This window comes from Sinosporangium siamense, from assembly GCF_016863435.1.
Taxonomy (GTDB): domain Bacteria; phylum Actinomycetota; class Actinomycetes; order Streptosporangiales; family Streptosporangiaceae; genus Sinosporangium; species Sinosporangium siamense.
Genome location: NZ_BOOW01000034.1, coordinates 166,970 through 190,928 on the forward strand (window position 1 = coordinate 166,970; position 23,959 = coordinate 190,928).

Below are 23,959 nucleotides of genomic sequence, written 5' to 3' on the forward strand. Positions count from 1 at the left end.
GGCATGGTGAACTGCCCTGCGGGTGGGAGAATGAACCAGTTTCACGAGACCGACGACGAAGCGCGGCGGAACACCGCACACGAAACGGCCGCAGTCATATTCTGTCAGGCCCGCCCGTCGGTCCCGGAGGCGGGATCGATGTTCGTGTGGTCCACCGTTGGTTCCGCGAGGGCGGCTCGCCCGGGGCCGCGGGCCGCCCTCGTTGATATCACTGTGCGATCAGGGACTTTGCCGTTCTATCCGTGGATCCGAGCGCGGGCGGGGGTCACAGGCCCAGGCACTGCCCGCTCATGGCACCGTTACCGTCCGCACCTGCGACGTTGCTGTGCCCCGTGGGGGCGGGCGCGTTGTCGATGCACGTGATGTTGTCGTCGGATCGGTTGCCGATGATCTGAGTGCCGCCGAGATTCTTGTTCACTTCGAGGTTGTCCCAGGCGACGTTGTACTGCACCGATGCGCCACCGGAGTTGTTCTCGACCTTGAAGCCGTCCAGCGCCGTGCTGTTGTGCACGGTGGTGAGGCCGCCGGAGTTTTCGAGGACCAGGAAGTTTCCGTTCGCCTGGGCGGTGTTCACGGTGACACCGCCCCGATTCTTTCTGATGAAGATGTCGGCGTTGGCGGAGCCGACGCCGGTGACGGTGACGGCTCCGGTGTTCTCCGCGATCTCCAGGCCGCCGAACGCGGTCGAGTTCGCGATGGAGGCGGTGCCGCCCTTCAGCATTTTGGCGTGGCCCTGGATGGCCGAGTTGCCGCTGACGGAGACCGACGCCGCCTGACTGGCGTGGAGGCCCGCGGCGACGCTGATGCCGGTGGCGTTCAGGGTGGAACCGATGCCCACCTCGACGCCGGCGCGGATGACGGTTCCGGTGAGGGTGCATGTGGCACCGGCAGGGACGACGAGCTTACCCGGCACCTCTACCGCGCCCATGGAGGCGGAGCAGGCGGTGTCGGGTGCCATGAAGGCCGCTTGCGCGGGTGCGGCCGGGAGGACGAGGGCGGCGGCGATGAGGGCGAAAACGGCAGGGGTCTTCCTCAATGCGATCTCCAGTGGTGTGGAATCCGAGGAACTCTCCGGGTGGCTGGTCCGGAGCGAGGGACGGCTGCTCAGTTACAAACGTCACGAGTACTGATGAGTACTTCATGAGAAATAGATGAAAAAGCCCTCATAAATGCTCTCAAATCCCCCTAACCGAATATAATTCGACATCCTGTCCTCGGTGAGAAGATGAGAGACGAGCCCCTTCCCCCTGCCGGAGACGAGAAATCACTTCCGGCGCCACAGCCTCACGTAGCCGTCATGGCCGCCCGACGCCAGCACGGCGCCGTCCTTCGAGAAGGCCACCGACGTCACACGGCCCTCGTGCCCGGTCAGGTCGGTGAGAGGCTTCGAATTCGGGAAGTCCCACAGGCGCACGAATCCCTCGTCACCCGCCGACGCCAGAAGATTGCCGTCGGGACTGAAGGCCACGGTGAAGATCTGGCCGTTGTGGCCCTCCAGCAGGGCCGACTCCACCGGCTTTCGCGGATTCGCCGAATCCCACACGTGCACGTAGTTGTCCGCTCCCGCCGACACGAGGAATCTGCCGTCCGGGCTGAAGGCCACCACATTGGCCCCGTCACCGTAGGCCTGGGAAGCCGTCGATTCGACCGGAGCCCCGCCCTTGATCTCCCACAGGCGAACAGGCTCGTCGAATCCCGCCGTCGCCAGCGTCTTCCCGTCCGGGCTGAAGGCCACCGACGTCACCGTGCCCGGCACGGAAGCGCCGTTGACGAAAGTCAGGTTCCTGCCTGTCTTCTGGGCGTCGCCGGCCTTGGTCAGGTCCCAGAAGCTGACGTAGTCCTCGCTTCCCGCGGCGAGGTAACGACCGTCCGGGCTGAAGGCCAGCGCCTTGACGGCTCTGTCGTACCCCAGCAGGCCGTAGGCGACGGCGCGCGCGCTCAGGTTCCACAACAGGGTGGTGTTCCCCGCGCCGGTCGCGATCGTGCCGTCGGGGCCGAAGGCCAGCGCGACCATCGACTCGGCCGGCTCGACGGCGTCGGTGAGGTCGGCGACGTTGCGCCCGTCGGCCGGGTTCCAGAGCTTGAGGCTCGCGCCGTCCCCCACCACGGCGAACAGCGGTCCCTGCCCGAGCGGGGTCGAACCGTGGCTGAAGTCCACGGCGTTCACGAGGAAGCCCTGTTCGAGCGCCTGCGCCAGGCCCCAGGCGCCCCCGCGGGAGGCGGCGGAGTTCGCTCCGGACACTCCGCTGTCCCGTCCGCCCGCTCCTCCGGTCAGCAGGAAGGTCGTCGCCGCGCCGATGCCGAGGGCGGCCAGGCCGCCCACACCCCAGATGAGCAGTTCGCGCCGCCTCGGCGACGGGGGCTTCTTGTCCGCGGCGGTATCCGCCGCCAAGCGGTCGGCTCCTTTGGTGGCTGCCGGGTGCGCGATGGTGGGCGGAACAACCGTGACAGAGGCGGCGGGACCTGACACATCCGGACCGGACACCGCTGTGTCGACTGTCACGCGGATGGCACGCGCCGCGGACGCTTCCGGCGGCGGAGTCGCGGTGGAGAGTAGGCCCGGCGTCGGGACGACCGTGTCGCGGCCGGCGGCCGTCACCGGAGTGCCGGCGTCCGCCGGGGGATTTCCGGCGACTACGGCCCGCAGCGCCTCAAGAGCCTGCTCGGTCCCGAGGCGTTCGGCCGGATTCTTCTGCAGCAGCCCGGTGAGCACCGGCGTCAGCGGCCCGGCGTGCACGGGCGGTTCGGGCTCGTCGCTCAGCAGCGCGGACAACACCGACACCAAGTCGGTGCCCGTGTACGGTGCCCGCCCTTCGGCCGCGGCGTACAGAGTCGCGCCGAGTGCCCACAGATCCCACGCGGGCGACACCTCACGCCCTCGCGCCTGCTCCGGCGCCATGAACGACGGGGTGCCGATGAGCATGCCCGACGCCGTGAGCGTGGCGTCGCCCGCCATGCTGGCGATCCCGAAGTCGGTGATGACCACCCGGTTTCCGCTCACCAGCACGTTGGCCGGTTTCAGGTCCCGATGCACGATGCCGGCCGCGTGCGCCTCGGCGACGGCCTCCAGCAGGCCGACCCCGATGGCGGCCACCCGCTCAGGCGGCAGCCGTACGCCTCCGGAGATGGTCTGGGCGAGCGACCGGCCGGGCACCAGCTCCATGATGATCGCCGGTGCGCCGTCGTGGAGGGCGACGTCGTAGACGGTGACGATGCCGGGGTGATTGAGCCTGGCCGCCGAGCGGGCCTCGCGCATCGCACGGCGGGTGAGGGTCTCCCGTTCGGTGTCTTGCAGGCCGCGGGGAAAGAGGATCTCCTTGACCGCCACATCGCGTTCCAGCACCTGGTCGTAGGCTCGCCATACTTTTCCCATGCCCCCGACGCCTATCGGCTCGATGAGCTGGTATCGGCCGTTCACGAGCTCGCGGGCATCCGTCACGATGCGATGGTATTCGGGGGAGATTACGGAACAAGGGTGTCTACATATCTATATGGAACGCATCAAGCCACGGCCTTTACCAAGTATGGCGACATGTCCGAATTCGGCGAGGGAAGCGTCGTCTCGCCGACGGAGGAGCCGAAACCATCGAGACCCGAGCCGGGTCAGTCGGCGTCCTGTCCTCCGTGCCAGGAGTTCCACAGGCCCGCGTATATGCCTCCTCTGGCGACGAGTTCGTCGTGGGTGCCGACCTCGCCGACGCGGCCGCCTGCCATGACGACGACACGGTCGGCGTCGTGCGCGGTGTGCAGGCGGTGGGCGATGGCGATCACCGTGCGGCCCTCCATGACGGCGGCCAGCGAGCGTTCCAGGCGGCGGGCGGCCACCGGGGACATCTGGGAGGTGGCCTCGTCCAGGACGAGGGTGTGCGGGTCGACCAGGATCAGCCGGGCCAGAGCGAGCTGCTGGCTCTGGGACGGCGAGAGTTCGGCCCTGCCGGGGCCCACCTCGGTGTCCAGACCGAGTTCGCCCGCCCACTCCCAGGCGTCCACGGCGCGCAGGGCGGCCTCCAGTTCGGCGTCGCCGGCGTGCGGGTCGGCCATCGTGAGGTTGTCGCGGAGAGTGCCCTGGAAGACGTGCTGGTCCTGGGTCACCAGGGCGATCTCGCGGCGGAGGGCGCCGAGGGGAACCTCGGTCAAGGGGGTGCCGCCGAGGGTGACGACGCCCTCACGCGGTTCGTGGATCCCGGCGATCAGGCGGCCCAGGGTGGACTTGCCCGCCCCGGAGGGGCCGACGACGGCCAGCCGTTCGCCGCGCCGGATGTCGAGGTCGACCTTGTGCAGGACGTCGTGCCCCTCGCGGTAGGAGTAGCTGACACTCTTGACCGCGATGTCCTGTGCCTCGCCACCTGTGCAGGCGGGCTGCGGCGCACCACCCGTGCCGGTGCCGGCGGCCTTGCGGCCGACACCGAGGATGCGGGCAAGGGACGCGCCGCCGATCTGCAGGTCGTCCATCCAGTAGAGGAGGCGGTCGACGGGGTCCAGCAGTTGCTGCACATAGAGGGTGGCGGCGGTGACCGCCGCCAGGGACACCCGGCCGTCGATGTAGAGCAGCCCGCCGAAGATCAGCGTCGTGACGACCGGCAGCACATATGCGGTGTCGCAGATCGGCAGGTAGACGGTGCGGAGGTGGAGCGTGTAGCGCTCGGTGGCGTAGGAGCGGGCGATGTCGCGGTTCACCCGGTCGAAGCGGCGGCCGGCGAGCTCCAGGGCCTCGACGGTGCGGGCGCCGTCGACGGTCTCGGCCAGCCCGTCGGTGAGGTCGGCGTAGGCGGCGCTCTGCCGTAGGTAGCCGTCGCGGGCACGGGCGAGATACCAGCGGGTGGCGGCCCAGAGCACGGGCACCGCGACCAGGCAGGGAAGCACCATGAGCGGGCCGACCAGCACGAGGGCGCCCATGGTGAGCAAGATGGTCATGGCGGCGGTGAGGGTGTCGGGGACGGCCATGCGCACGCTGCGCGACAATACGTCGACGTCGCGGGTGGTCCTGGTGACGAGGTCGCCGGTGCCCGCCCGCTCGACGACGGCCAGCGGCAGGCTCACCACGGTGTCGACGAACTCCTCACGCAGCTCGGCGAGGACCTTCTCCCCCAGCTTCGCCGATGCGTACATCGCCGACCGGACGAGGATCGCCTGGGTGACGACCAGCGCCACGATCACCAGGGTGATGCGGTCGACACGGTCGATCCCGCGCCCGGCCTCGTCGACCAGGTCGCCGAGCAGCCGCGGCCCGGCCAGGGCGACGGCCGAGGCGGCGAGATGCAGCGCGACGGCCACGGCCAGCTCACGCGGATGACGGAGGGTCAGCCGGCGGGCGTGCGCCCGGACCTCACGCGCGCCGGCGACGGGCAAGGTGGTCACGAGGTCTCCCTGGTCACGAGGTGCCGGTAGCGGGTGTCGCCGAGCAGTCCCGCGTGGGTGCCCTCGGCGGCCACCCGCCCGCCGGCGACGAGGACCACGCGGTCGGCCCGGCTGAGCACGATCGGACTGGTAGTGAGGACCACGGTGGTGCGTCCGGCGCGGGCCCGGGCCAGGCGGGCGGCGATCGTGTCCTCGGTATGGGCGTCGACGGCACTGGCGGGCTCGACGGCCACGAGGACGTCGGGGTTCGCCATCAGGGCGCGGACCAGGCGCAGGCGCTGGTGCTGCCCGCCGGACAACTCCCGGCCCGCTTGAACGAGCACGGTGTCGAGGCCGTCGGGGAGTGCGTCCACGATGTCGCCGGCGGCGGCGGCCCAGAGGGCTTCGGCGAGCTCCGGCCGGTCACCGCCGCCATCGGCGGACGTGTCCCTCGGGTCGAGCTCCGCGCGCAGCGGGCCGGTGAAGAAGCGTCCTTCGGGGCCGACGACGAGGATGCTTCGCCGTACCTCGGTGAGCGGCAAATCGCGCAGCGGGATGTCGCCGTAGGCCGCGCCTGAGTCGGTGTAGCGGCCCAGCCGGTCGGCGAGGGCCGCGGCCTCGCCCGCCTCGGCGCAGGCGACCGCCGTGAAACGGCCCGGTGGCACGACCAGCCCGGTGACCGCGTCGGTGAGGGGCGCCGGGGAGCTGAGGGAACCGGGGGGCAGGGGGCCGGACACGATCTCGGGTTCGAGGGCGAGCATCCTGGTGACCCGCCGGGCGGCGACGAACCCCTTGGTGATGCGGTCGACGGCGTCGGTGAGCCAGCCGATGGGCCCGGCGAGGAACACGGTGTAACCGTAGAACGCGACCAGCTGCCCAGGGCTGATCCGCTGGTCGAGGACCGCGTGGGCGCCGAGCCACACCACGAAGGCGACCAGCAGGCCGGGCAGCAGCACCTGCGCGGCGCTCAAAAGCACCTCGACCCTCGCCACCTCGACACCTGCGTGGCGCACCCGCTGCGACTCGGCCCGGTAGCGCGCCGCGAAGGCGTCCTCACCGCCGATTCCCCGCAGCACCCGCAGCCCGCCGACGATGTCGACGGCCCGGGAGGCCAGCTCACCCTGCTGGTCGCGCAGCCGCTCCTGGCGGCCGTGCAGGGGGCGGATCAGCAGCGCGATCAGCCAGGTCATGAGGGGCACTCCGATGAGTACGGCGAGGCCGAGCCGCCACGAGGTGCTCACCATGATCACGGCGACGGCGACGATGGAGACCACCGCTCCGCTCCCCCGCGCCGTGGTCTCAAGCGCCCCGCCGATGCTTGCGATGTCCGCGGTGCCGACCCCGACGACCTCGCCGGTCGTCACCCTGCGGCCGAGGGTCGCGCCGAGCCGGCTCGCCTGGCCGGTGACCAGCTGCATGGTCTGATAGCCCGCGCCGAGCGAGGCGCTGAGCGCGTTGCGGTCGCGCAGGATCCCGGTGACCGCCTGGACGATGGCGAGACCGAGCACGACGCCGCCCCAGAGCAGCAGCCCCGACCGGTCGCGGGCGATCATCCCGAGGTCGATCGCCCTGCCGATCGCGGCCGGCACGAGCGCCTGGGCGAGCATGCACGCCACGCCGAACACCACACCGGCGAGGAGAGCACGGCGGTGCTCCTTGACGAGCCCGGCCAGATAACGCCCGGCCGAACCGTGGTCCAGTCTCACAGGCCCCGGATCGGGGAATTTTCGCATGGCCGAGCGGTCCTCCGTATGTGGTCGCGCTTGGTCGCACTTGGTCGAGCGGGACTGGCCGACGCGCCGGATGGGAGGCGCTGGTGGGAGGCTCAGGCTTTGACGCCGATGGTAAGACCGTGCTCATATGGCAGGCCGGTGAAAGATCTTACCCCAGCGAACCCGGCGCACAAGCCGCACACGACGAGCGCCGCAGGGGGTGTTCCCGGGTGCGGCTCGGCTGCCGCCGGGGGTGTTCCCGGGTGCGGCCCGGCCGGTGCCGCCCGCCTCAGCGGTCCGGCGCATCGGTTCCCCCTCGATCCGATCGGAGTAGATGTGCACAGCAAGGACGGCGGCGCCTCCGCGCGCCCCCGGGTCCGCTACGAGAAGCGTGACCGGGTCGCCCACGTGACACTTGACCGCCCCGAGGTCCTCAACGCGATGGACCTGCGCACACACGAAGAGCTCGCCGCGGTCTGGGACGACTTCGAGGCCGACGAGAACCTCTGGGTGGCGGTGCTGACCGGGGCCGGCGACCGGGCGTTCTCCGTGGGGCAGGACCTCAAGGAGCTGGTCCGCCGGATCGAGTGCGGCGAGCCCCACACCGCCACTTTCGGCAGCCGTGACAAACCCGGGTGGCCGCGCCTGACCGAACGGTTCGGCCTGAGCAAGCCCGTGATCGCGAAGGTCCGGGGTCTGGCCCTCGGCGGCGGCTTCGAGCTCGTCCTCGCCTGCGACCTCGTTGTGGCCGCCGACGACGCCGAGTTCGCGTTGCCGGAGGCACGGCTGGGCCTCATGGCGGGGGCCGGAGGTCTGTTCCGGCTCACCCGCCAGGTGCCCTACCGGACCGCGCTCGGCTACCTGATGACGGGACGACGGATGCCGGCGGCCCGCGCCTACGAGCTGGGGCTGGTCAACGAGGTGGTCCCGGCCGGACAGCTCGACGCCTGCGTGGACGGCTGGGTCGAGGACGTCCTGCGCTGCGCGCCCCTGTCGGTCCGCGCCGTCAAGGAGGCGGCCGCGATCTCCTCGACGCTCCCTCTGGAGCGTGCCTTCGCCACCCGCTACGTCTGGGAGGAGCGGCGCATGCACAGCCGCGACGCGCAGGAGGGCCCGCGGTCGTTCGTCGAGAAGCGCCCGCCCCGCTGGACCGGCACCTGACCCCCGGGTCCGCGTCGTCATCCGAGGTAGTCCTCCGGGCCCGCCTCACGCACCGCGTCCAAGGTGAAGCAGTGAAACAACATCATCTCAAAGCCCACGTCGTACGGCGAAGCCTCCGCATCCCGGATCACCTCGGCGGGCCCGCCCAGCGTGGCACCGGCGGCGTAGGAGAGGTCGAAGAAGGCGTCGGTCATCCCGGGGGCACGCCCACCCCGAACGGATCAGGTTGTCGTAGAAGAACAGGTCTAATGAGAGCTCCCGTTCGTGCGATAAATAGTTCGTCGCAGAACCGGCGACGATCTCTTTTAGTTGCGACCACTCGTCGTAGCTGTTCAGCAGCACGTGCCGCACTCCAAGTCCGATTCCGATTACGTCCGGCGACCGTTGGCCGAGACGATTTCGACTTCGACGACGCCGCCGGCGGTGAGGAGGTTGCGTAGGCGCATTCACCCTTCCGGAATCTCAATGCCGATGCGGTCCTCAATGACCGAAAATCAGTGACATGACGGCCATGGAAGTCGGTCCACTTTGTGGGAGATTTGCAGGTTGAACAGAGATGTGTTCTCCGAGCAGAGTGAATACGTCGTCCCGGATCCGGGCACGATCGACGCGACCTGAACTCAAAGGCACCATGGTTTCCTAATCCGGCCCGGGCACACGCGGCGACCGAGGCTCGTTCGCTCACGGGCGAGAGCCTCAGGTCACCGCCTCCGAGGTGACCAACGGGAAGGTGCGGCCTTTCCCCCAAAGGGCAGGCGAACCTCGCTTCTCACCACCGCGAGCGGCGGCTTCTGTCAGGAAACTAGCTTTATCGAAAGTAGCCCGCAGCTCTCCGGGCCGTCAAGTGCCCCTATCCGGGAACAAAGCTTGACAGCGATGATCCTTTCCCCGCAAGGTTGCAAAGGCGTCAAATCCACGAGTCCCGGCCGACGGAGATCCAGGAATTTCCATTGTCTCCGATCGCGACCGCCGGCTCACCGTTCCGTAATGGAATGGCACCACGCACCCCCGGAAACACGCTCGCGATCCACCGTCAAGTGCCTTGCACGCTGCGTTAACCACGGAACGGAGACAATTGTGAACGCTCCGGAAACCCTGGTCCGGCAATTGCCGGCAACGCTTTCCGAGCCCCCGGCCGGGAGCGCGGCCGAGCCGCTCGGCCGCTCGGCCAGGAGCGCGGCCGAGCCGCTTCTTACAGCACCGAGCGGGGGCCGGCCGTGACACCGCCGCTCTCCCCCGCCGATACGCTGCCCACCGAGCGGAGCTGCCCGTTCTCTCCCCCCTCCCTGCTGTCGGTCTATCGCGAGCAGGAGCCGATCCGCCGGCTCCGCTACCCGGACGGCCACCTCGGGTGGCTGGTGACGGGTTACGGTCAGGCCCGCCGGATCCTGGCCGACAACCGTTTCAGCGCCCGGTCGGAGCTCAAGCGGGTGCCGGTCGCCCGCCCGGGTGCCGATCCGTTCATCGGGCAACCGGCCCTGCCGGGCTGGTTCGTGGACATGGACCCGCCCGAGCACACCCGTTTCCGCCGTCTGCTGGCCGGACAGTTCACCGTGCGCCGCACACAGGAGTTGCGGCCCCGCGTCGAACTGCTGGTGGCCGGGCACCTCGACACGATGGCCGAGGCGGGACCGCCGACCGACCTGGTCACGGACTTCGCACTGCCGATCCCCTCCCTGGTGATCTGTGAACTGCTGGGCGTGCCGTACTCCGACCGAGCCGATTTCCAGCACAACAGCACCGTCCTGTTCAGCCTGGACTCCACCGCAGAAGAGGGGGTGGAGGCGATGGACGCGCTCACGGGTTTCCTCCGCGGGCTGATACGGCGAAGGCGCACTCGGCCGGAGTCCGACCTTTTGAGCCGCCTGGCCCACGACAGCGACCTCGACGACGAGGAGCTCGCGGGCGTCGGGGTGCTGCTCCTGACCGCCGGGCACGAGACCGTGGCCAGCATGCTCGGGCTCGGCAGCTATCTGCTGATGAGTCACCCGCAGTGGGCGGCGCAGATCACCGCCCCGGAGACGGCAGACGGCGCGGTGGAGGAGCTGCTGCGCTATCTCACCATCTTTCACTTCGGCGTGCCCCGCAGCCCGCTCATCGACGTCGACTTCGACGGGCTGCTCCTCCGGGCCGGCGAGAGCATCACGATCTCGCTGCCCGCGGCCAACCGCGATCCCGATCGTTTCACCGCCCCCGACCGGCTCGACCTCACCCGCGCGGCCGGCGGCCACCTCGCGTTCGGTTACGGAGTGCACCAGTGCATCGGCCAGAACCTGGCGCGGATGGAGCTGCGCGCCGGATATCCGGCACTGTTCGGCAGGTTCCCCCGGCTGCGCCTCGCCGTACCGGCCGAGGAGGTGCGGCTGGGCGGCGCCGGTTTCTACGGCGTACACCGGCTGCCCGTCACCTGGTAGGCCGATGCCAGCCGCACATACGGCTGGGCATGGCCTGGCGAAATTGCGGATCTTGCTGCATTCCGGTGTGCGCCGTATGGAGTTCTACGGAGAACCGCCAGTGCCCCCGTCAGCCCCCGGCCGCTACGGGGCAGTGCCGCGACGACAAGGGCACCAAGCGCAAGAAGAGCCGCCGCCACCGACGCGGACCCCGCGCCGGCCGCCCTCTCGTGGCGCGCGGCCACCGAGACCAGCACCGCCACCCCGACGGCACCGCCGATCTGCTGCACGGAGGTGAGTACGGCGGAGCCAAGGCCGGCGTTCTCCCCGGTCGTGCTTGTGACCGCGGCCACCGTCAAGGCGGGCAGAGTGAGGCCGCAGCCGAGGCTTGTGACCAGGAGGCCGGGCAACACTCCGGCGACAGATCCCCCGCCCGGCCCCGCCCCCGCCCTGGCCAGCAGGAGCAGCCCGGCCGCGCAGACAAGAAACGACACGACGAGCGTGGGGCGCACTCCGAACCTGGCGGACACCCGTGAAGAGCACCAGATCCCCACAAGCAGGCCCCCGCCGTACGGCAGATAGGCGAGCCCCGCGGTCATTACCGGTAGGCACACGCGGAATCCGCCCGACCAGTATCTCCGAGGCGGCGGCTACTTGGTGCAGAACGGACAACCAGCCTGTACGGCAGGGTTCAACATCCATCATTCCTCAGGGACGAAGGCCATCACTACGGCAAAGCATTGTGCTGGCCCGCAATACCTCACCTACGAATATCACCACAACTACGACACCGACAGAACCACGGTCGGCCGCATGTTCCGCTCAAAAACAGAACGCTTCCCCACTTCGCAAGGTCTCGGCAGCGGCTGGGATCTCTGGTATTGCTCTACCTGCTGAACCGCGCCAGGCAGTCGCTTCTACACCCGCTCATGCGTATTGGGTATAGAAGCGACACCCCATTCGCGTCGGTGATGCATGTTGGCATGTGTCGCGTTTGTTCCACCGCAGCCATCATCATCATGGTTCAATCAGGGCATGTCCTGGCCCGACAAGATCCCATCAACCAGGCAAAGCCTCCTGCCCATCGTGGTCGTCGCACTAATCGTTGCCTCCGCTGCCTGCTCCGACACCTCAGACGCAAGCGCCGACAATGGCGACCCACTGATCATCCGTCAGAAAGTGGGAAAGTATCCGCGTGCGAGCCTTACGGCCACTCTCGACTACGACTCCCAGAGTAAGTGCCTCAGGCTGGTCTACGGCTCCCCGCAGAAACACCTCATGCCTGTTTGGCCAGACGATGTGCATCCCATAAGAAAGGGCGATAGGCGGGGAGTTGATGTACCCGAGATCGGCCACATTCTAACAAGGAGACAAAGTAGTTCTCACCGGCGGCCATGCGGAATGGGGCATGCAAGTGCCGCCGGGTGTGAATGCCGGCGCGGCAGGCGAATGCGTGAAGGGCAACCCGTTGGGTGCCGTCTTCGGCATCGGGCGCATTGAGTCCGTTGACTGAGCGGTTCAAGAACTTAATCCCATCACGACCTACGCTTGCGCCGTAAGCCGACAGCTTGATCAAGGGCCCCGCCCGACCCGAACGGGCCAGGCCTGACCTAGTGGGAGCGTGGGGCGACTACTGGGTGTCCTGCCCGGTTCCTGGAGAGCCAGTGAGTTCTTTCCAGCCTGATGGCACTGATCAGGACCCTTCTGCGCGAACGGCGACGGAAGAGAGGAGGCTCCCGGTAAGACAGCGGTCGACTAAGCGCGTCTCATGCCCGGCCGCCGATGCCACGCCCCCGGCGTCCTGCGCCACACGGTCAACGAGGACGGCACCCCGCTGGTGGCGGGCAGGCAGGTCACCGGATTCGCCAACTCCGAGGAGGCGGCGGTCCAGCTCACCGAGGTCGTCCCGTTCCTGGTCGAGGACGAACTCAAGAGCCTGGGCGGCGTCTACTCCAAAGCCGGCGACTGGGAGCCCTACGTCGTCCAGGACGGCCTGCTGATCACCGGCCAAAACCCGGCCTCCTCGGCCCCGGCCGCCGACGCCCTCATCAAACTGGTAAACGCCACCACCGCGTAAACCTGTGGGCGGTCGTTCCCCGCGAACGTGTCACCGGGAGCCCGGGCGGGCCATCCGGTGACACCCATAATCGGACCGAGTTCCACCGGCAACCATGACATTGCCGACCCCCTCGCTCTTCGGATCGGCCACATCGTCTTACCAGAGCCCATGGCGTCACGCCGCAACCGGCCTGCCCACAAGGACAACCGGAAGGCCTCGACCCCAGCGGCTATGACCGGTTGCGAACCCTCGCAGGGCTATAAGGACCAGGCCATTCGGACATCATCAAACTCGCCGCCAGGTTGCGAACCCTCGCAGGGCTATAAGGACCCTAAGGTAAAGACACAGGTCAGTCCAGTCAAGGGTAAGGCTCGCAGGCAGATTCTTGCAGCGATCCGCCGGTAGTGCAGATACCCAGGTCAGAAGCTCAAGAACGATGCCGTCCGAGCCCGGCACAGCCCCCAGAGAACGTGATCAAGAGCGCTGTCTACTGATCGCTCTACCCGACATCCACATCGCGTTCAGAGCCGACCCGCGCGACGAAGCCAGAGCGGCTCATAGGACCAATCTGATCAACAAGGAAGGATCCTAGCCCGGCCTAGGTCCCCTGTCTCGAACCCGTGGCTGAACACCGCACGCGGTTGGGGGTGATCGGCGATCAGGGGCGAAGGGCGCTCCGGCTTTTCGGACCTTCGAAGCTGCTCACTGCTGGGGATTCGCATCGGTGCTGGCCGCTGATCGAGGTAAGCGAATCTGCGTTAGTGAACAGCGGAGATTCTGCTCAGGTGCGAGTGAAACAATTTTTCTGTGTCCCCTGGAAGGTCTTAGGGGTGGTGGAACGGTCACGCTACGGGCAAAATAGGGATAGCGCTTGCAATGCACGTCTGAGCTTACCTCCCGAAGCGTTATGCGCCGACATGCCGGTTTCCTCTAGCCGGTTCCTCCTCGGCGAACGAGGGAGCGGGGAAACGAGGGAGCGTGGCGTATGCTGCGCAGTTCATCGGAGATTGCCGGAAGTTTGGCTTTTGTCTGTTTTGCCGGTCTCGTAGCGGTCAGTGCACCGCCGGCCTTGGCGACCGGAGCCGACTACAAGAAGTACTGCGCGAGCCAAGTCGCGGCCGCGAGGTCACTGAGCGAGAAGATCCGTCTGCACAACGCCAGTCCGCCTGCCCCCACCAATATCGCCGCCGTCCAGAGCTACAACGCCAGAGCGAGTAGCCTCAACGCCCAGAAAGGACCGGTCGCCGCCCGGTTGTTGGCCTGCGCCAGGGCGTTTTCTCAGATGAGAGCCAACCACCCGCTGGCTACGGTTGTCACCCCCAGCGCGGACGCGGTCAAAAAGATCAATGATGCGGTCTCAAAAATGAAGTCCAGGGAGAGGCGAGCCGGCAGCCGATGGAATCCGGAAACCTACGACTTCCTTAAGTATGGGCGGGGAAAGCCGGGAATGACCTCACGGGCAGATAGAAGACCGGTCAGGCTTCCGCGATCTATAAGAGCAGTCTATGACGCGCTCGACAAGACTCGGCCCTCCATTCCCACAACTGCTTATCTACAAGGCGTGCGAGCTCCGAGAATCGGGTCCGCCGACCCTGCATACCTCAGACCCACCAACCCCGCATCCCCCAGCCGACTGATTACCGGCGTCGCATTCGACCACATCATTCCGTTACGACGCCTGGTCACCTATCGTGGCTTCCTAGAGCTCACCCCGCGGAACATGTATATCGTCGCCAACTCCCCTGCCAATTCACAGTGGCTCTCCCGCTCGGCGAACAGCTCGAAGCAGTCGGGAAGCTCCTTCTTCATCTCAGGCGCGGACCCGGCCTGGTTGCAGGCGCAGGCGAAACTCAGGGAGAAGGCGGCAAAGGAAGTGCAGGAACTGATCAAAGCGCTCCTCAAGAGCCAGAAGGCCTGATCCATATGGACCCTCAGACGCCTTCACCGGACCCGCCCCTCCTCGCGACACCCCCAGCGCGCCGCGGAAAGCTCCTGCTGATCGGGGCGTTGATCGTCGCCGTGGCGGTGGCTGTGGTCGTCGCCAGTGGCCTGTTCCGGACACAATCGGGCACGTCCCCAAGCGCTAGGGCGGTGCAAAGGCCAGGCGAGGCCGAGATCCGCTCAACAGTGGAGAGGTTCGCCCACGCGGTTGACCGGGAAGACACCGTCACCATGATCGCGATGCTCTGCGAGGAAGAGGCCCAAAGCGTCGCCGACGAGGTGTCGTCCTCCGGCGATCAGGTCCTCGACCGCAGCCATGAGCGTCCCATCGACGTGTCAGACATTCGCATCGCGGGCGACGTGGCCACGGTCCGCGTCACCCGTCCCGCCCAGCAACCCGTCACGATGTACCTGCGCAAGGAATCCAACACCTGGAAACTCTGCGACCCGGAACGCTACACCGCTCCGGCCTGAAAACGGCTTGGCGACGCGGACGTCCGTACGCATGCGGGTGACGGCGTTGCTGTAGTCCACTGGCGCTCTTTTTCAAAACCGCCGGGCGGCAGGACAGTGGTGGACTCACGCGCTCTGGTGGCGTCGACGTCGACCAGGCGGCGGGCGATCCACTCGACGACGGGCACGGCGACGCTAATGCCGAGCCGGCGGTGGCGGGGTGAGTCGGCGTGAGGGCAATCGCCGGAGGGAAGGGGCCAGTGGTCCGGGTAGTCCTGGAGGAGTTCCCGCTCACGTGGGGTGAGCCGGCGTTCGTCAGGTCGGCGGGGGCGGCGTGGGTGACCGCGGCCATGGGAGTGGAGGAGCCACAGCCCGCCGCGCGCAGGGCGGATGCCGAGACGGGCTTGGGGACAGTCGCCTCAGGGGCCAGGTGGGCGCTCCGCGCCCGGCCCCGGCACCCTGCTGCCAGACGTGTGGGTGTCTCACGAGGAGGAATCCTCGATCGGCAGCCTCTGCGCGCTCGTCAAGTCGAGGGTGGTGGGTTCCGAGGTAGAGGAATGGTCAGTGCCGTTGCCGGTGTGGTGTGCAAGAGGCCGAAGCGGCACCTAGGACGGGGGGTGGTCAAGCGAGAGTGTGCGTGGGGTCGCACCTGGACTGTCCTGCGGTGCTCGGCACCCTCGTCATCGTCTGGCAGTGGGGATGGGGCACAGAGGCCGTGCTCGGCGTCGTGCCCGACGGCTCGATCGGCACGTTCGTCCCTGTGACGGTCTTCGCGTTCCTGTTCGGCCTGACGATGGACTACGAAGTTTTCCTGCTGTCCCGCATCAAAGAAGAACACGACCGCACAGGGAACACCGAGACCGCAGTCGTGAGCGCCCTCGGCCGCACCGGGCGGCTGATCAACGCGGCCGCCGTCATCCTGTTCTTCTCGTTCGCGTCGATGGCGATGACCCGTGAACTCGACGTCGCGGTCTTCGCCAGCGGCGTCGCACTCGGCACCTCCTCGATGTCACTCTCATCCGCGGACTCCTCGTCCCGGCACTCATCGCCGCTTTTGGACGCCACAACTGGTGGTTCCCGACCCGCCGGCGCCGCCCCACGACGATCCAGCCCGACCCTGCCGGGGTCTAGCGCGGATCGGCGGCGGCGACAGTGAACAAGGCGGCTGACGATGTTGTTCATCTCGCACAGTGTCAGCGGCCTCGTCGCGCTCATGTATCAGGGTCGGCCCGGCCGCCCGGCGTGTTATCCGAGCCGCAACACGCCTGCACGCACGACCTGCTCGACGCCGCCCGCGGCGGAAGCGGGCGGCGTCATAGGCGGGCCACCGTACACGGCCCCGCCCACGGCTGACATGGGGCGGCGTCCCCAGCGGGTCACCGTACGGCCCCACCGGGTCAGCGGCGGGGGCCGAAGAGGGTGTAAGCCCCCAGGCCGGCCGCGGTGAGGACCGCGGCCGACCAGCTCGCGACCTCGGTGTCCGGCGGGAGCAACATCCAGGTCACGATCTGGCTGCCGACGTCGGGCTCGCGCGGCGTGAAGAACGCGACGGCGAACCACGTGAACGGCGGTGCCCAGGCGTACCGGGCCCCGCCGGCGACGGCGCCGAGCGCGGTGAGCCCGATGAGGCCCGCCGTGTCGCGGACGACGAAGGCCGCCGTGGCGAGTTCTTCGTCCATGGCCTGCAACGTCAGCCACATCACCCCGGTGAGCAGCCCGCCGAGCAGGAGGTGTGCCAGGCGGACGCGTGCCCACGGGAGGGAGGCGGTGCGGTCGAGCGCCGGATCCCTGCCGCTCAGGCCGACGGAGACGAAGGTGACGCCGGCGACGAGCGCGAGAGCGGCCGCGGTGGGTCCCGTGCCTTCGGCGGGATCGCGGGAAAGTGCCCAGATCAGGCCCATCCCCACCGGCAGGCCGATCAGGGACGCGACCACGCGGCGGGAGCGGGCGTAGAGGACGGCGAACCTCATCGGGTGGTCCCCTGGAGCGCGCCAAGCGGGTCGCCCTGGCACGACAGCCCCGCCGTACGCACCGCGGTGAGGCGGGCTACCTGCTCCTCCGCGGGCAGGGCGCGGACGGCGTCGTAGGTCTGGCGGCTCATGGAGAGGTATCTGTCGGCCCTCGCGACCAGGCCGGGGTCGGCGGCCCGGATCGCGGACTGGAACATCCGGGCGTCCTCGGGCAGCGGGGCGAGCCCTCCCGCCAGCAACGCCGCCGAGACGTTGCGCGCGACCCCCTCGCGGAGGATCCTGTTCTCATCCCACCTCATGCCGATGCAGGAAGGTGTGCCGGCTCCGGCGAGGAGACTGCGTTTCAGATCGTCGGCCTTCGTGCTCCGATAGGCGGGGTCGTCGAAGGACACGAGCACCGCGTGTGCGGCGCGCGGCGTCAAGCCGGAGGAGTCAACCGACATCACCGTCTCGTGCACTCCGGCCGGGGCGTTGGGCAACCGGGAGAGCAGCCGCAGCGCCTCCTCCGCGGGACCGGTGAGGAACGCGAGCCGGTCCTCATGGATCTTGGTGACGCAGACCCGCCCCTGACACACCGGTGCCGCGGCCTCCGCGTGAGGTGTGTAGATGTCGCGGTGCGCCGCGGGCAGCAGTGCCAGCGCGACGGCGGCCCCCACCAGCATCGGCAGCGGGGCGAGCAGCCGCCGCCACCCGGAGCCTGCGGTGAGCAGCACGACCCCGGTCGCGGCGACACTCAGCATCCAGACCGCCTGCCCGAGATCGACGCGGCCGGCGACGGTGACGAACACGCTGCCGACCTCCGGCAGGGCGGGAGACAACAGCCCGAGCCGGTTGAACCCCATGTCGGAAGCGATCACCCCCAAGACGGTGAAGGCGACCATCCCGGTGAGGGCGAGGGCCGGCGGGGTGAGCGTGTACGGCAGAGCACACCCGAGGCCCATCCCCAGCAGGGCCGCGGCTGCGAGTGCCAGCACCCCGACGAGCAGCGGCGTCACCCAGCCGAGGTGGAAGTACGCACCTCTCGCCGACACCTGCGCCGCCGCGACGGCGAACAGCACGAGATAGGCCAGCGCGAACGTCAGCGTCAGCGCGCCCGCGTTCAGCGCCTTGCGCATCCAGGCGGGGCGGGGCGTGGTGCCGAACAGCTCCGCCACGTTGCTGCGGCGGTCGCGCAGCCCCTGCAACGCGCCCAGGCCCAGCGCCAGGGGCCACAGGAACAACATCAGCCAGCGCAACCACTGCACCGCCGACATCCACTCGACCGTCCACTTTGTGGATCCGCGTGTCCAGGGCCCGCTGAGCCCGAAGAGGAACGCGAGCGCCGCCCCCAGCAGCAGCGCCGCCGCCCAGGGTGCGAACGAGCGCCGCAGTTCGACGTGGAAGACTCGCGCGTTCACCAGGCCCCCCGATCGCCCGAGTGCGGGGCGAGCAGTGCGGAGTAACCGCGTTCGATGGGGCTGTCGCCCACATGCTCGGGGCCTCCCGCCGCGGCGAGCTCGTCCGGGCTGCCCTGGAAGACCAGGCGGCCTTCGGCGACCAGCACCACGTCGGTGCAGGCCGCCGCCACGTCCTCGACGAGGTGGGTGGAGACGACGACGCAGCAGTCGAGGCCGAGTTGCTGGAGAAGCTCGCGGAACCGCAGTCGCTGCGCCGGGTCGAGCCCGACGGTCGGCTCGTCGAGCAGGAGGATCCGCGGGTCGTTGACGATCGCCTGGGCTATCCCGGCCCGCCGCACCATTCCGCCGGACAACGTCTTGAGGCGGTGGTCGGCCCGGTCGGCCAGCCCCACCCGTTCGACGGCGCGTTGCACCGCGCCGGGGACCTCTTTGCCTGGCACCTCCTTCAACCAGGCCATGTATTCGACGAACTCGCGTACGGTGAACCGCTTGTAGTAGCCGAACTCCTGCGGGAGATAGCCGATGCGGCGGCGCAGCTCTCGTTTGTCGGCGAGCGCGCGGAGCGGCGTCCCGAAGAGTTCCAGGGTGCCGCCCGAAGGGTGCAGCACCGTGGCGAGGGTCCGGATGAGGGTGGTCTTGCCCGCGCCGTTCGGGCCGAGCATCCCGTGCACGCCGGTGCCGAGCGCCAGGTCCATCCCGTCGACGGCCTTCCTCCGGCGGCCGACGGTGACCTCCAGGCCCTCGGCCCGGATCTCAAACGCATATTTCGCCGGCGCGAGGTCGGCCGAGCCGATCGATCGCGTCATGGGGGTTCCTCTCGATGGGACAGCATTGGATATCGGTTCAGCGGTGGATCGCCAAGGAGGTGTAGTTGTTCCTGCGCAGGACGACGAGCACGGCGCCGAGCGCGCCAAGCGCGGCCCAGACGGGCATGCTGCCGGGCTGAAGTGCGAAGACGCCGTCATGCAAGGCCGCGGACGACGCCACGATCACGGTCGCCCACGCCGACATGAGCGCCACCGCGGCGCGCGTCATGCCGATCAGTGAGCCGAGGCCGAGGGTTCCGGTGGTGAAGGCCAGCGAGGGTAGGAGCCATTGCGCGAGGGAGATCCCGGTGAGCGCCCCCGCCACCAGCAGCACCGGCATCACGGCGACCAGTACGACGGCGGTGCGCCTGAGCACCAGCGGCAGCCCCGCACGCGGCGAGGAGATCGTCAGCTCGTAGGCGGGGTCGAGCCCGCGCGACCACGCGGCGGCGACGCCGAGCGCCGGGAGCACAGGGGCGGCGAGCAGCATCGGAGTGACGCCGACCGCCCCCAGCAGGTGACCGGCGACCACGAGGAAGAGCGTGGCCATGACCGTCGTGACGAACCACGACATCATGGCCGGCGGCCACCAGGTGGCCGATCTGCGCACCCACCGCCGCGCCTGCGGCGTCGGCGGCACCGCATGCAGGCGGGGGGTGAGCTCCGCCCAGACGCCCGCCACCAGGGCGGACACCTCGGGTGCCCTTTCGCCGACGAGGTCGGCGAGATGCCGGCGGCAGTCGCCGCAGGACTCAAGGTGCGACTCCAGCGCCCACAGCTCGTCGGTCGCGATCCCGCCGCCCCCGCCCGCGTAGCGGCCGATGAGGCTCACCGAGGGATGCCGCGGCGTCATGCCGCCACCTCCCCGGCACATCGTGGCGGCGGCCAGGAGGCCGCGGTGTTCCACCAAGTCATGACAGCGCCTCCCGCATCGCGTTTCTGGCCCGCCTGGCGCGGGTCTTGACGGTGCCCTCGGGCAGCCCGAGCAGGACGGCGGTCTCGCGTACGGTCAAGCCGTCGAGGACGAGTGCCTGAAGGACCTGCCGGAGCTCCGGCGCGAGCCGCCCCAGCGCGTCGCCGAGCTCACCGCCGACGGTGCGGGCCAGCGCCTCCTCCTCGGCCGCCGGGGCGAGTCGCTCGCTCGCGAGCGCGGCGGGCGGATCGGTGTCGTGGGCGCGGCGGCGGTAGGCATCGACGAGCCGCCGCGCCGCGATCGTCCACAACCACCCCACCGCCGTGCCGCCCGCGGCGACGCCGGCGAACGCCCCCGCAGCCCGCCACACCGCCAGATAGGTCTCCTGCATGACCTCGGCCACGATGTGGTCGTCGGCGCAGCGGCGGCGCAGCCGTACGGCCATCCAAGGAGAGGTGCGGCGGTAGAGCTCCTCGAACGCGGCCCGGTCGCCGCGTGCGGTGAGCCGGACGAGGTGCTCCTCGTCGGTCTCGTCAAGATTGGACTTGCCTCTTCGCACACTTAGCCAGACGCGGGGCTCCCGCCGTACGGTTTTCCCCTTCGAGTGATCTGTGTCACAGCAGTGCCCTCGTGTGGAAGCGAGATCGTGTCGTGCGAAAGATCTCCATAGGTGTAGCGGAGCCATAGGATTAATCCCATTCGTCCCACAGGCACCATGGGCATAGTTTTTATCCGGGGGTAACCGTGTCCGAGCTCGAACGAGCACATCCAGGCGTCGACCCCACCGTGCCCAGCTCGGCGCGGGTCTACGACTACCTCCTAGGCGGCAAGGACCATCTCGCCGTGGACCGTGCCATCGCCGAACGGCTGCTCTCGGTCGCCCCCGACACAAGACTCGTCGCGCGCGCCAACCGCCAGTTCCTCACCCAGGCTGTGCGCCACATGGCGCGGCAGGGAGTGCGGCAGTTCATCGACAAACAAGCCTTCGTAAGGGCACCCTAGCCCAGATTTGCCCTGATCTGGGATGTTGCAGATCTTGCAGTCTCACGGAGGGCTTGGCCGATACAGGATCGTGACCTAAGTCAGCAGGCGCGCCGAATCCTGGATTGCCGTCCCTCTGAGACCGAGCCCTCCATGATGCTTATGGCCATGTGATGGATTTACGGTAACGCCAGGGGTTCAACCACCAAACCCTTTGCCCTCCATGGCTCTGGTTCAGGCGTGGACCTGGCCAGCCGTTCCAACCACCTGACTTGATCGGAGAAGTAGCGATGGCCTGGCCCGTCCGAGAAGATAAGCAGAGGTCCTTGTGTACCTCGAACACCGTGGCCGTAGAGCATCACCCGACAAACATCGTCTATCTCCTCGATGGCGAATGAGCAGGGGAAGTTATACGTGAAGACCTGTAGGCCGCCGTTCGGCACACGGTTCACAGCTTCGCCGATGGGTCGTAGCACCTCCCTGATGTAACGCTCAGGGTCTTCCATGCTCGCCTCGGCCGGTTCGATGCGGTAACGATCCTTCCGAGACGCGCAGAACGGATCCATCACGTAGATGCGGACGGGCACTGAGGATGCCACCTCCTCCAATAGGGGGAGAAGTTCGTCTCTGGCATAGAAGTTCCGGGTAAGGCCGAAGAGGTTGATACGGCGGTGCGCCGACTGGACACGATGAATCAGGTCTTGCTCAGATTGTTGGCTGGCATGGGGCCACGCGTCGACCAGGCCGATACTGGTTAGGTGGTCTGTGTCCCCGGGGCTGTGGTCAACGCCGAATCCGAGACGATCCGGACGGGTTCGGTACACCTGACACAAGTAGTCCACCCGTTCCGAGGACGGGCGCCGCTCTCCGTGTTCCCACTTACATAGGGTCGAGGCAGACACTCCGGGGGGCGCAAGATTGTCCGCAACGTATGCGGCATCTAGCCGGGCTGCGACTTCCCCACGGGTCCATCCGTGCGCATACCTCCACGCTTCCAGCGGCAGCACTTCCGGCAATTCGGACATAATGCGCTGAACAGTCTCTTCGATGGCCCAGCCCCTGCGTACCCCTTCGTAGTACAGCTGCTTCGCTGTGCGGTCTATTTGGCGTCGCCTAGCGGCGGATACCTTGGCACCCATTGTCGGCCTCCGTCACCTGAGTTGTCGCGAAGCGTCAACCGATCGTCCTTGTACACACATTGTCTGCCATTGGCGCTTCCCGACATCCTGATGGGGCTAGCGAAACGTTCTCCGCGCTAGTCGACCACGTAAAAGGGCTTGTCGGACAGATGATGTGATCCGTCCGACAAGCCCCTGGATCGCAAATGGGGTGCGATCACGGATGAAGTTTACGGCCTGGGGGACCGCAGAGGTCCAACCCATGGTCCAGCCAATGGCTGGTCGACCACCTTTACGTCGACCACCCGCGAGCGATGCAACGATCGCTCTGGCGGCCTACGCAGCTGCTCTACGCCGGTGGCAGGTACCTATTCGTCAGGACGGGTCTCGCCTGTGGGTGTACTCGCTCGTCTCGGGGTGGCTGGAAGGCGTGGTGACCGTAGTGGCAACGCCGAACGGTCCGGCCTACCGGTACAGCCCGCTCGGTGACCGGTGCGCTCGGATGGTGCCGTTGTGGCAACTGCCGGTGCTCACGACGTTCGATCCCATCAGAGTGCCGGGGGTCCTCCCTTACGGTCGAGGGCCGCTGTGAGCGCGGGAATGCTCGCTGAGGCGATGCTCATAGCGGACCTGGGGCTTAAGACCTTCATGACGGATGGTGACCACGGCCCGGTGCTGGTGGCCGTGGACGAATGCGGGTGGGAGGTCGCACAGGTCGTGCTCGGCGGGCGAAGCGGTGTCTACCTGCTGTCGGCTGCGGCGGTGGGAATCGAGTGCATGCCCGTGCCGACCTGTGATCAGTTGACCGCGACGGTCCGCGCGGTGCGTGACCAGATCCACGCCGCGCAGGACGGCGGCGATCGTGAGTGAGGCCGTGGAGGATTCGCCGGACTACAGGTGCCCGCGTTCCACGGGCGGCCGGTGCACGTGTGATGGGCGGCCGTTCTACGGTCACTATGATCCGGAGATCGAACGGCTGGCCGCCCTTGGGCGGTTGCTGGGGCTGTGGGGCCTGGTTTTCCGGCTCGACCGGGGAGACCCGTTCGCGGGTGCGCTCGGGCGGTCGGCTGCGGTGTGCCGTCCCCCGGTGCTGCGGGTCTGGGACAGAGGCGGCGGCCACCTGGCAGACCTCCGCGTCGAAGAACAACCCCCCTCGTGGACGGTGACGCTTGAGTGCCGTACCGGCGGGATCACACCTCGTCGGACGTCCCTCGACGACGATGCCGAACTGGGCCGGTTGGTGTCGGATCTCGACGAGGCAGCTACGGCGTGCCTGGCGGCTGCTCAGGACGACCCTGAGGTGTGCGCGCTGGTGCAGCGTCTTCCGATCCGGTGGGAACGCGGCCGTCTGCCCGGTCACACGCACGGGATCGTCGGGACGGTGCGGGTCGCGACGGTGAAGACGATGACCTCCCGGCTGTCCGAAGAGGTCACCTTGGTCGTGCATCTACCCGGACCTGACGGGCAGTGGCCGGAGGAGTCCTACCGATCCCCGGAGGAGGCCATGGAGCGGGCGGTTCAGGCGGTCACGGCCTTCACCGGGAGGCTTCTCCACGCCCCACTGTCGGGGCCGGTGTAGTCCGGCGCTGGCTTGCCCGTGCGGGCTGCCTCGGCTCCCGGCGGGTCGCTCGCTCCCTGACGGCCGGTCGAACCTCCCGGCCGTCAGGGTTCCCCTTCTGCGGGTTCGCTGGTCTTCTGCGGCGGTTGCCGGTGCCGGG

22 protein-coding genes are annotated in these 23,959 nt (G+C 68.2%); 9 read left to right on the forward strand and 13 right to left on the reverse strand.

From position 1 onward, the window contains the following. Positions 1-265: 265 nt before the first annotated feature. From Ssi02_RS26735 to Ssi02_RS26750, 4 genes are all read right to left on the reverse strand, one after another. A complete protein-coding gene (locus tag Ssi02_RS26735) occupies positions 266-1,036 on the reverse strand; it encodes a hypothetical protein (RefSeq protein ID WP_204030336.1) in 771 nt (256 codons plus the stop codon). A 228-nt stretch (positions 1,037-1,264) separates the two neighbouring features. Next, the gene (locus Ssi02_RS26740; RefSeq protein WP_204030337.1) at positions 1,265-3,439 is read right to left on the reverse strand and encodes a WD40 repeat domain-containing serine/threonine protein kinase; all 2,175 of its coding nucleotides are present in this window, start codon (positions 3,437-3,439) and stop codon (positions 1,265-1,267) included. Between the two features lie 164 nt (positions 3,440-3,603). Beyond that, the gene (locus Ssi02_RS26745; protein ID WP_204030338.1) at positions 3,604-5,358 is read right to left on the reverse strand and encodes an ABC transporter ATP-binding protein; all 1,755 of its coding nucleotides are present in this window, start codon (positions 5,356-5,358) and stop codon (positions 3,604-3,606) included. Beyond that, positions 5,355-7,070: an ABC transporter transmembrane domain-containing protein gene (locus Ssi02_RS26750; RefSeq protein WP_204030339.1), complete on the reverse strand. Its 1,716-nt coding sequence runs from the start codon at positions 7,068-7,070 to the stop codon at positions 5,355-5,357. The genes Ssi02_RS26745 and Ssi02_RS26750 overlap by 4 nt, the downstream gene beginning before the upstream one ends. 315 nt (positions 7,071-7,385) lie before the next feature. Here Ssi02_RS26750 and dpgD point away from each other — a divergent pair, with 315 nt between their 5' ends. Beyond that, positions 7,386-8,210: an enoyl-CoA-hydratase DpgD gene (dpgD, locus tag Ssi02_RS26755; RefSeq protein ID WP_239129738.1), complete on the forward strand. Its 825-nt coding sequence runs from the start codon at positions 7,386-7,388 to the stop codon at positions 8,208-8,210. A 17-nt stretch (positions 8,211-8,227) separates the two neighbouring features. On the opposite strand, the gene Ssi02_RS26760 is transcribed toward dpgD, so the two are convergent. Further along, positions 8,228-8,404, reverse strand: coding sequence for a hypothetical protein (locus tag Ssi02_RS26760; RefSeq protein ID WP_204030340.1), 177 nt, complete (start codon positions 8,402-8,404; stop codon positions 8,228-8,230). A 1,023-nt stretch (positions 8,405-9,427) separates the two neighbouring features. On the opposite strand from Ssi02_RS26760, the gene Ssi02_RS26765 reads away from it, so the two are divergent. After that, positions 9,428-10,624: a cytochrome P450 gene (locus tag Ssi02_RS26765; RefSeq protein ID WP_239129742.1), complete on the forward strand. Its 1,197-nt coding sequence runs from the start codon at positions 9,428-9,430 to the stop codon at positions 10,622-10,624. On the opposite strand, the gene Ssi02_RS26770 is transcribed toward Ssi02_RS26765, so the two are convergent. Then, positions 10,591-11,217 (reverse strand): MFS transporter, encoded by a 627-nt coding sequence (locus Ssi02_RS26770; protein ID WP_204030341.1) that lies wholly within the window; start codon positions 11,215-11,217, stop codon positions 10,591-10,593. The genes Ssi02_RS26765 and Ssi02_RS26770 overlap by 34 nt on opposite strands. Before the next feature lie 1,154 nt (positions 11,218-12,371). Between Ssi02_RS26770 and Ssi02_RS26775 the strand changes: the two genes are divergently transcribed. The 3 genes from Ssi02_RS26775 to Ssi02_RS26785 all read left to right on the forward strand — a co-directional run bounded on the left by Ssi02_RS26775 (position 12,372) and on the right by Ssi02_RS26785 (position 15,077). Continuing rightward, positions 12,372-12,680: a type 1 glutamine amidotransferase family protein gene (locus tag Ssi02_RS26775; protein WP_239129745.1), complete on the forward strand. Its 309-nt coding sequence runs from the start codon at positions 12,372-12,374 to the stop codon at positions 12,678-12,680. A gap of 967 nt (positions 12,681-13,647) precedes the next feature. Beyond that, the gene (locus tag Ssi02_RS26780) at positions 13,648-14,580 is read left to right on the forward strand and encodes a hypothetical protein (protein WP_204030342.1); all 933 of its coding nucleotides are present in this window, start codon (positions 13,648-13,650) and stop codon (positions 14,578-14,580) included. A gap of 5 nt (positions 14,581-14,585) precedes the next feature. Continuing rightward, complete coding sequence (locus Ssi02_RS26785; protein WP_204030343.1) at positions 14,586-15,077, forward strand: Rv0361 family membrane protein; 492 nt, start codon at positions 14,586-14,588, stop codon at positions 15,075-15,077. Here Ssi02_RS26785 and Ssi02_RS39935 read toward each other — a convergent pair. Further along, complete coding sequence (locus Ssi02_RS39935) at positions 15,059-15,448, reverse strand: DNA cytosine methyltransferase (RefSeq protein ID WP_204030359.1); 390 nt, start codon at positions 15,446-15,448, stop codon at positions 15,059-15,061. The two genes, Ssi02_RS26785 and Ssi02_RS39935, sit on opposite strands and share 19 nt — an antisense overlap. 245 nt (positions 15,449-15,693) lie before the next feature. On the opposite strand from Ssi02_RS39935, the gene Ssi02_RS26795 reads away from it, so the two are divergent. After that, positions 15,694-16,212 (forward strand): MMPL family transporter, encoded by a 519-nt coding sequence (locus Ssi02_RS26795; protein WP_204030344.1) that lies wholly within the window; start codon positions 15,694-15,696, stop codon positions 16,210-16,212. A 241-nt stretch (positions 16,213-16,453) separates the two neighbouring features. Here the strand turns inward: Ssi02_RS26795 and Ssi02_RS26800 are convergent, their stop codons facing one another. From Ssi02_RS26800 to Ssi02_RS26820, 5 genes are read right to left on the reverse strand one after another with little or no spacing between them, the layout of a single operon-like run. Beyond that, complete coding sequence (locus Ssi02_RS26800; RefSeq protein WP_204030345.1) at positions 16,454-17,026, reverse strand: hypothetical protein; 573 nt, start codon at positions 17,024-17,026, stop codon at positions 16,454-16,456. Further along, positions 17,023-18,423 (reverse strand): hypothetical protein, encoded by a 1,401-nt coding sequence (locus Ssi02_RS26805; protein ID WP_204030346.1) that lies wholly within the window; start codon positions 18,421-18,423, stop codon positions 17,023-17,025. The genes Ssi02_RS26800 and Ssi02_RS26805 overlap by 4 nt, the downstream gene beginning before the upstream one ends. Then, entirely contained in the window at positions 18,420-19,229 is an 810-nt protein-coding gene (locus Ssi02_RS26810; protein ID WP_204030347.1) for an ABC transporter ATP-binding protein, read from the reverse strand. Before Ssi02_RS26810 ends, Ssi02_RS26805 begins: the two co-directional genes overlap by 4 nt. A gap of 37 nt (positions 19,230-19,266) precedes the next feature. Then, positions 19,267-20,082 carry an anti-sigma factor gene (locus Ssi02_RS26815; protein ID WP_204030348.1) on the reverse strand — a complete coding sequence of 272 codons (816 nt, stop codon included), beginning with the start codon at positions 20,080-20,082 and terminating at the stop codon, positions 19,267-19,269. A gap of 58 nt (positions 20,083-20,140) precedes the next feature. Then, positions 20,141-20,701, reverse strand: coding sequence for an RNA polymerase sigma factor (locus Ssi02_RS26820; RefSeq protein ID WP_239129748.1), 561 nt, complete (start codon positions 20,699-20,701; stop codon positions 20,141-20,143). A 185-nt stretch (positions 20,702-20,886) separates the two neighbouring features. On the opposite strand from Ssi02_RS26820, the gene Ssi02_RS26825 reads away from it, so the two are divergent. Beyond that, positions 20,887-21,144, forward strand: a complete 258-nt coding sequence (locus tag Ssi02_RS26825) for an SAM-dependent methyltransferase (protein ID WP_204030350.1) — start codon at positions 20,887-20,889, stop codon at positions 21,142-21,144. A gap of 158 nt (positions 21,145-21,302) precedes the next feature. Here the strand turns inward: Ssi02_RS26825 and Ssi02_RS39940 are convergent, their stop codons facing one another. Next, complete coding sequence (locus Ssi02_RS39940) at positions 21,303-22,262, reverse strand: helix-turn-helix domain-containing protein (RefSeq protein ID WP_204030351.1); 960 nt, start codon at positions 22,260-22,262, stop codon at positions 21,303-21,305. A 567-nt stretch (positions 22,263-22,829) separates the two neighbouring features. Between Ssi02_RS39940 and Ssi02_RS26835 the strand changes: the two genes are divergently transcribed. Next, positions 22,830-23,111: a hypothetical protein gene (locus Ssi02_RS26835; protein WP_204030352.1), complete on the forward strand. Its 282-nt coding sequence runs from the start codon at positions 22,830-22,832 to the stop codon at positions 23,109-23,111. Then, positions 23,104-23,820 carry a hypothetical protein gene (locus tag Ssi02_RS26840; protein ID WP_204030353.1) on the forward strand — a complete coding sequence of 239 codons (717 nt, stop codon included), beginning with the start codon at positions 23,104-23,106 and terminating at the stop codon, positions 23,818-23,820. Before Ssi02_RS26835 ends, Ssi02_RS26840 begins: the two co-directional genes overlap by 8 nt. Positions 23,821-23,959: the final 139 nt, after the last annotated feature.

Coding starts and splice junctions, on each gene's coding strand:
- Ssi02_RS26750 (WP_204030339.1), bottom strand. CDS start 7,070: ATGCGAAAATTCCCCGATCCGGGGCCTGTGAGACTGGACCACGGTTCG.
- Ssi02_RS26775 (WP_239129745.1), top strand. CDS start 12,372: ATGCCCGGCCGCCGATGCCACGCCCCCGGCGTCCTGCGCCACACGGTC.
- Ssi02_RS26760 (WP_204030340.1), bottom strand. CDS start 8,404: ATGACCGACGCCTTCTTCGACCTCTCCTACGCCGCCGGTGCCACGCTG.
- Ssi02_RS26785 (WP_204030343.1), top strand. CDS start 14,586: ATGGACCCTCAGACGCCTTCACCGGACCCGCCCCTCCTCGCGACACCC.
- Ssi02_RS39940 (WP_204030351.1), bottom strand. CDS start 22,262: ATGGGTGCCAAGGTATCCGCCGCTAGGCGACGCCAAATAGACCGCACA.
- Ssi02_RS26780 (WP_204030342.1), top strand. CDS start 13,648: ATGCTGCGCAGTTCATCGGAGATTGCCGGAAGTTTGGCTTTTGTCTGT.
- Ssi02_RS26810 (WP_204030347.1), bottom strand. CDS start 19,229: ATGACGCGATCGATCGGCTCGGCCGACCTCGCGCCGGCGAAATATGCG.
- Ssi02_RS26800 (WP_204030345.1), bottom strand. CDS start 17,026: ATGAGGTTCGCCGTCCTCTACGCCCGCTCCCGCCGCGTGGTCGCGTCC.
- Ssi02_RS26815 (WP_204030348.1), bottom strand. CDS start 20,082: ATGACGCCGCGGCATCCCTCGGTGAGCCTCATCGGCCGCTACGCGGGC.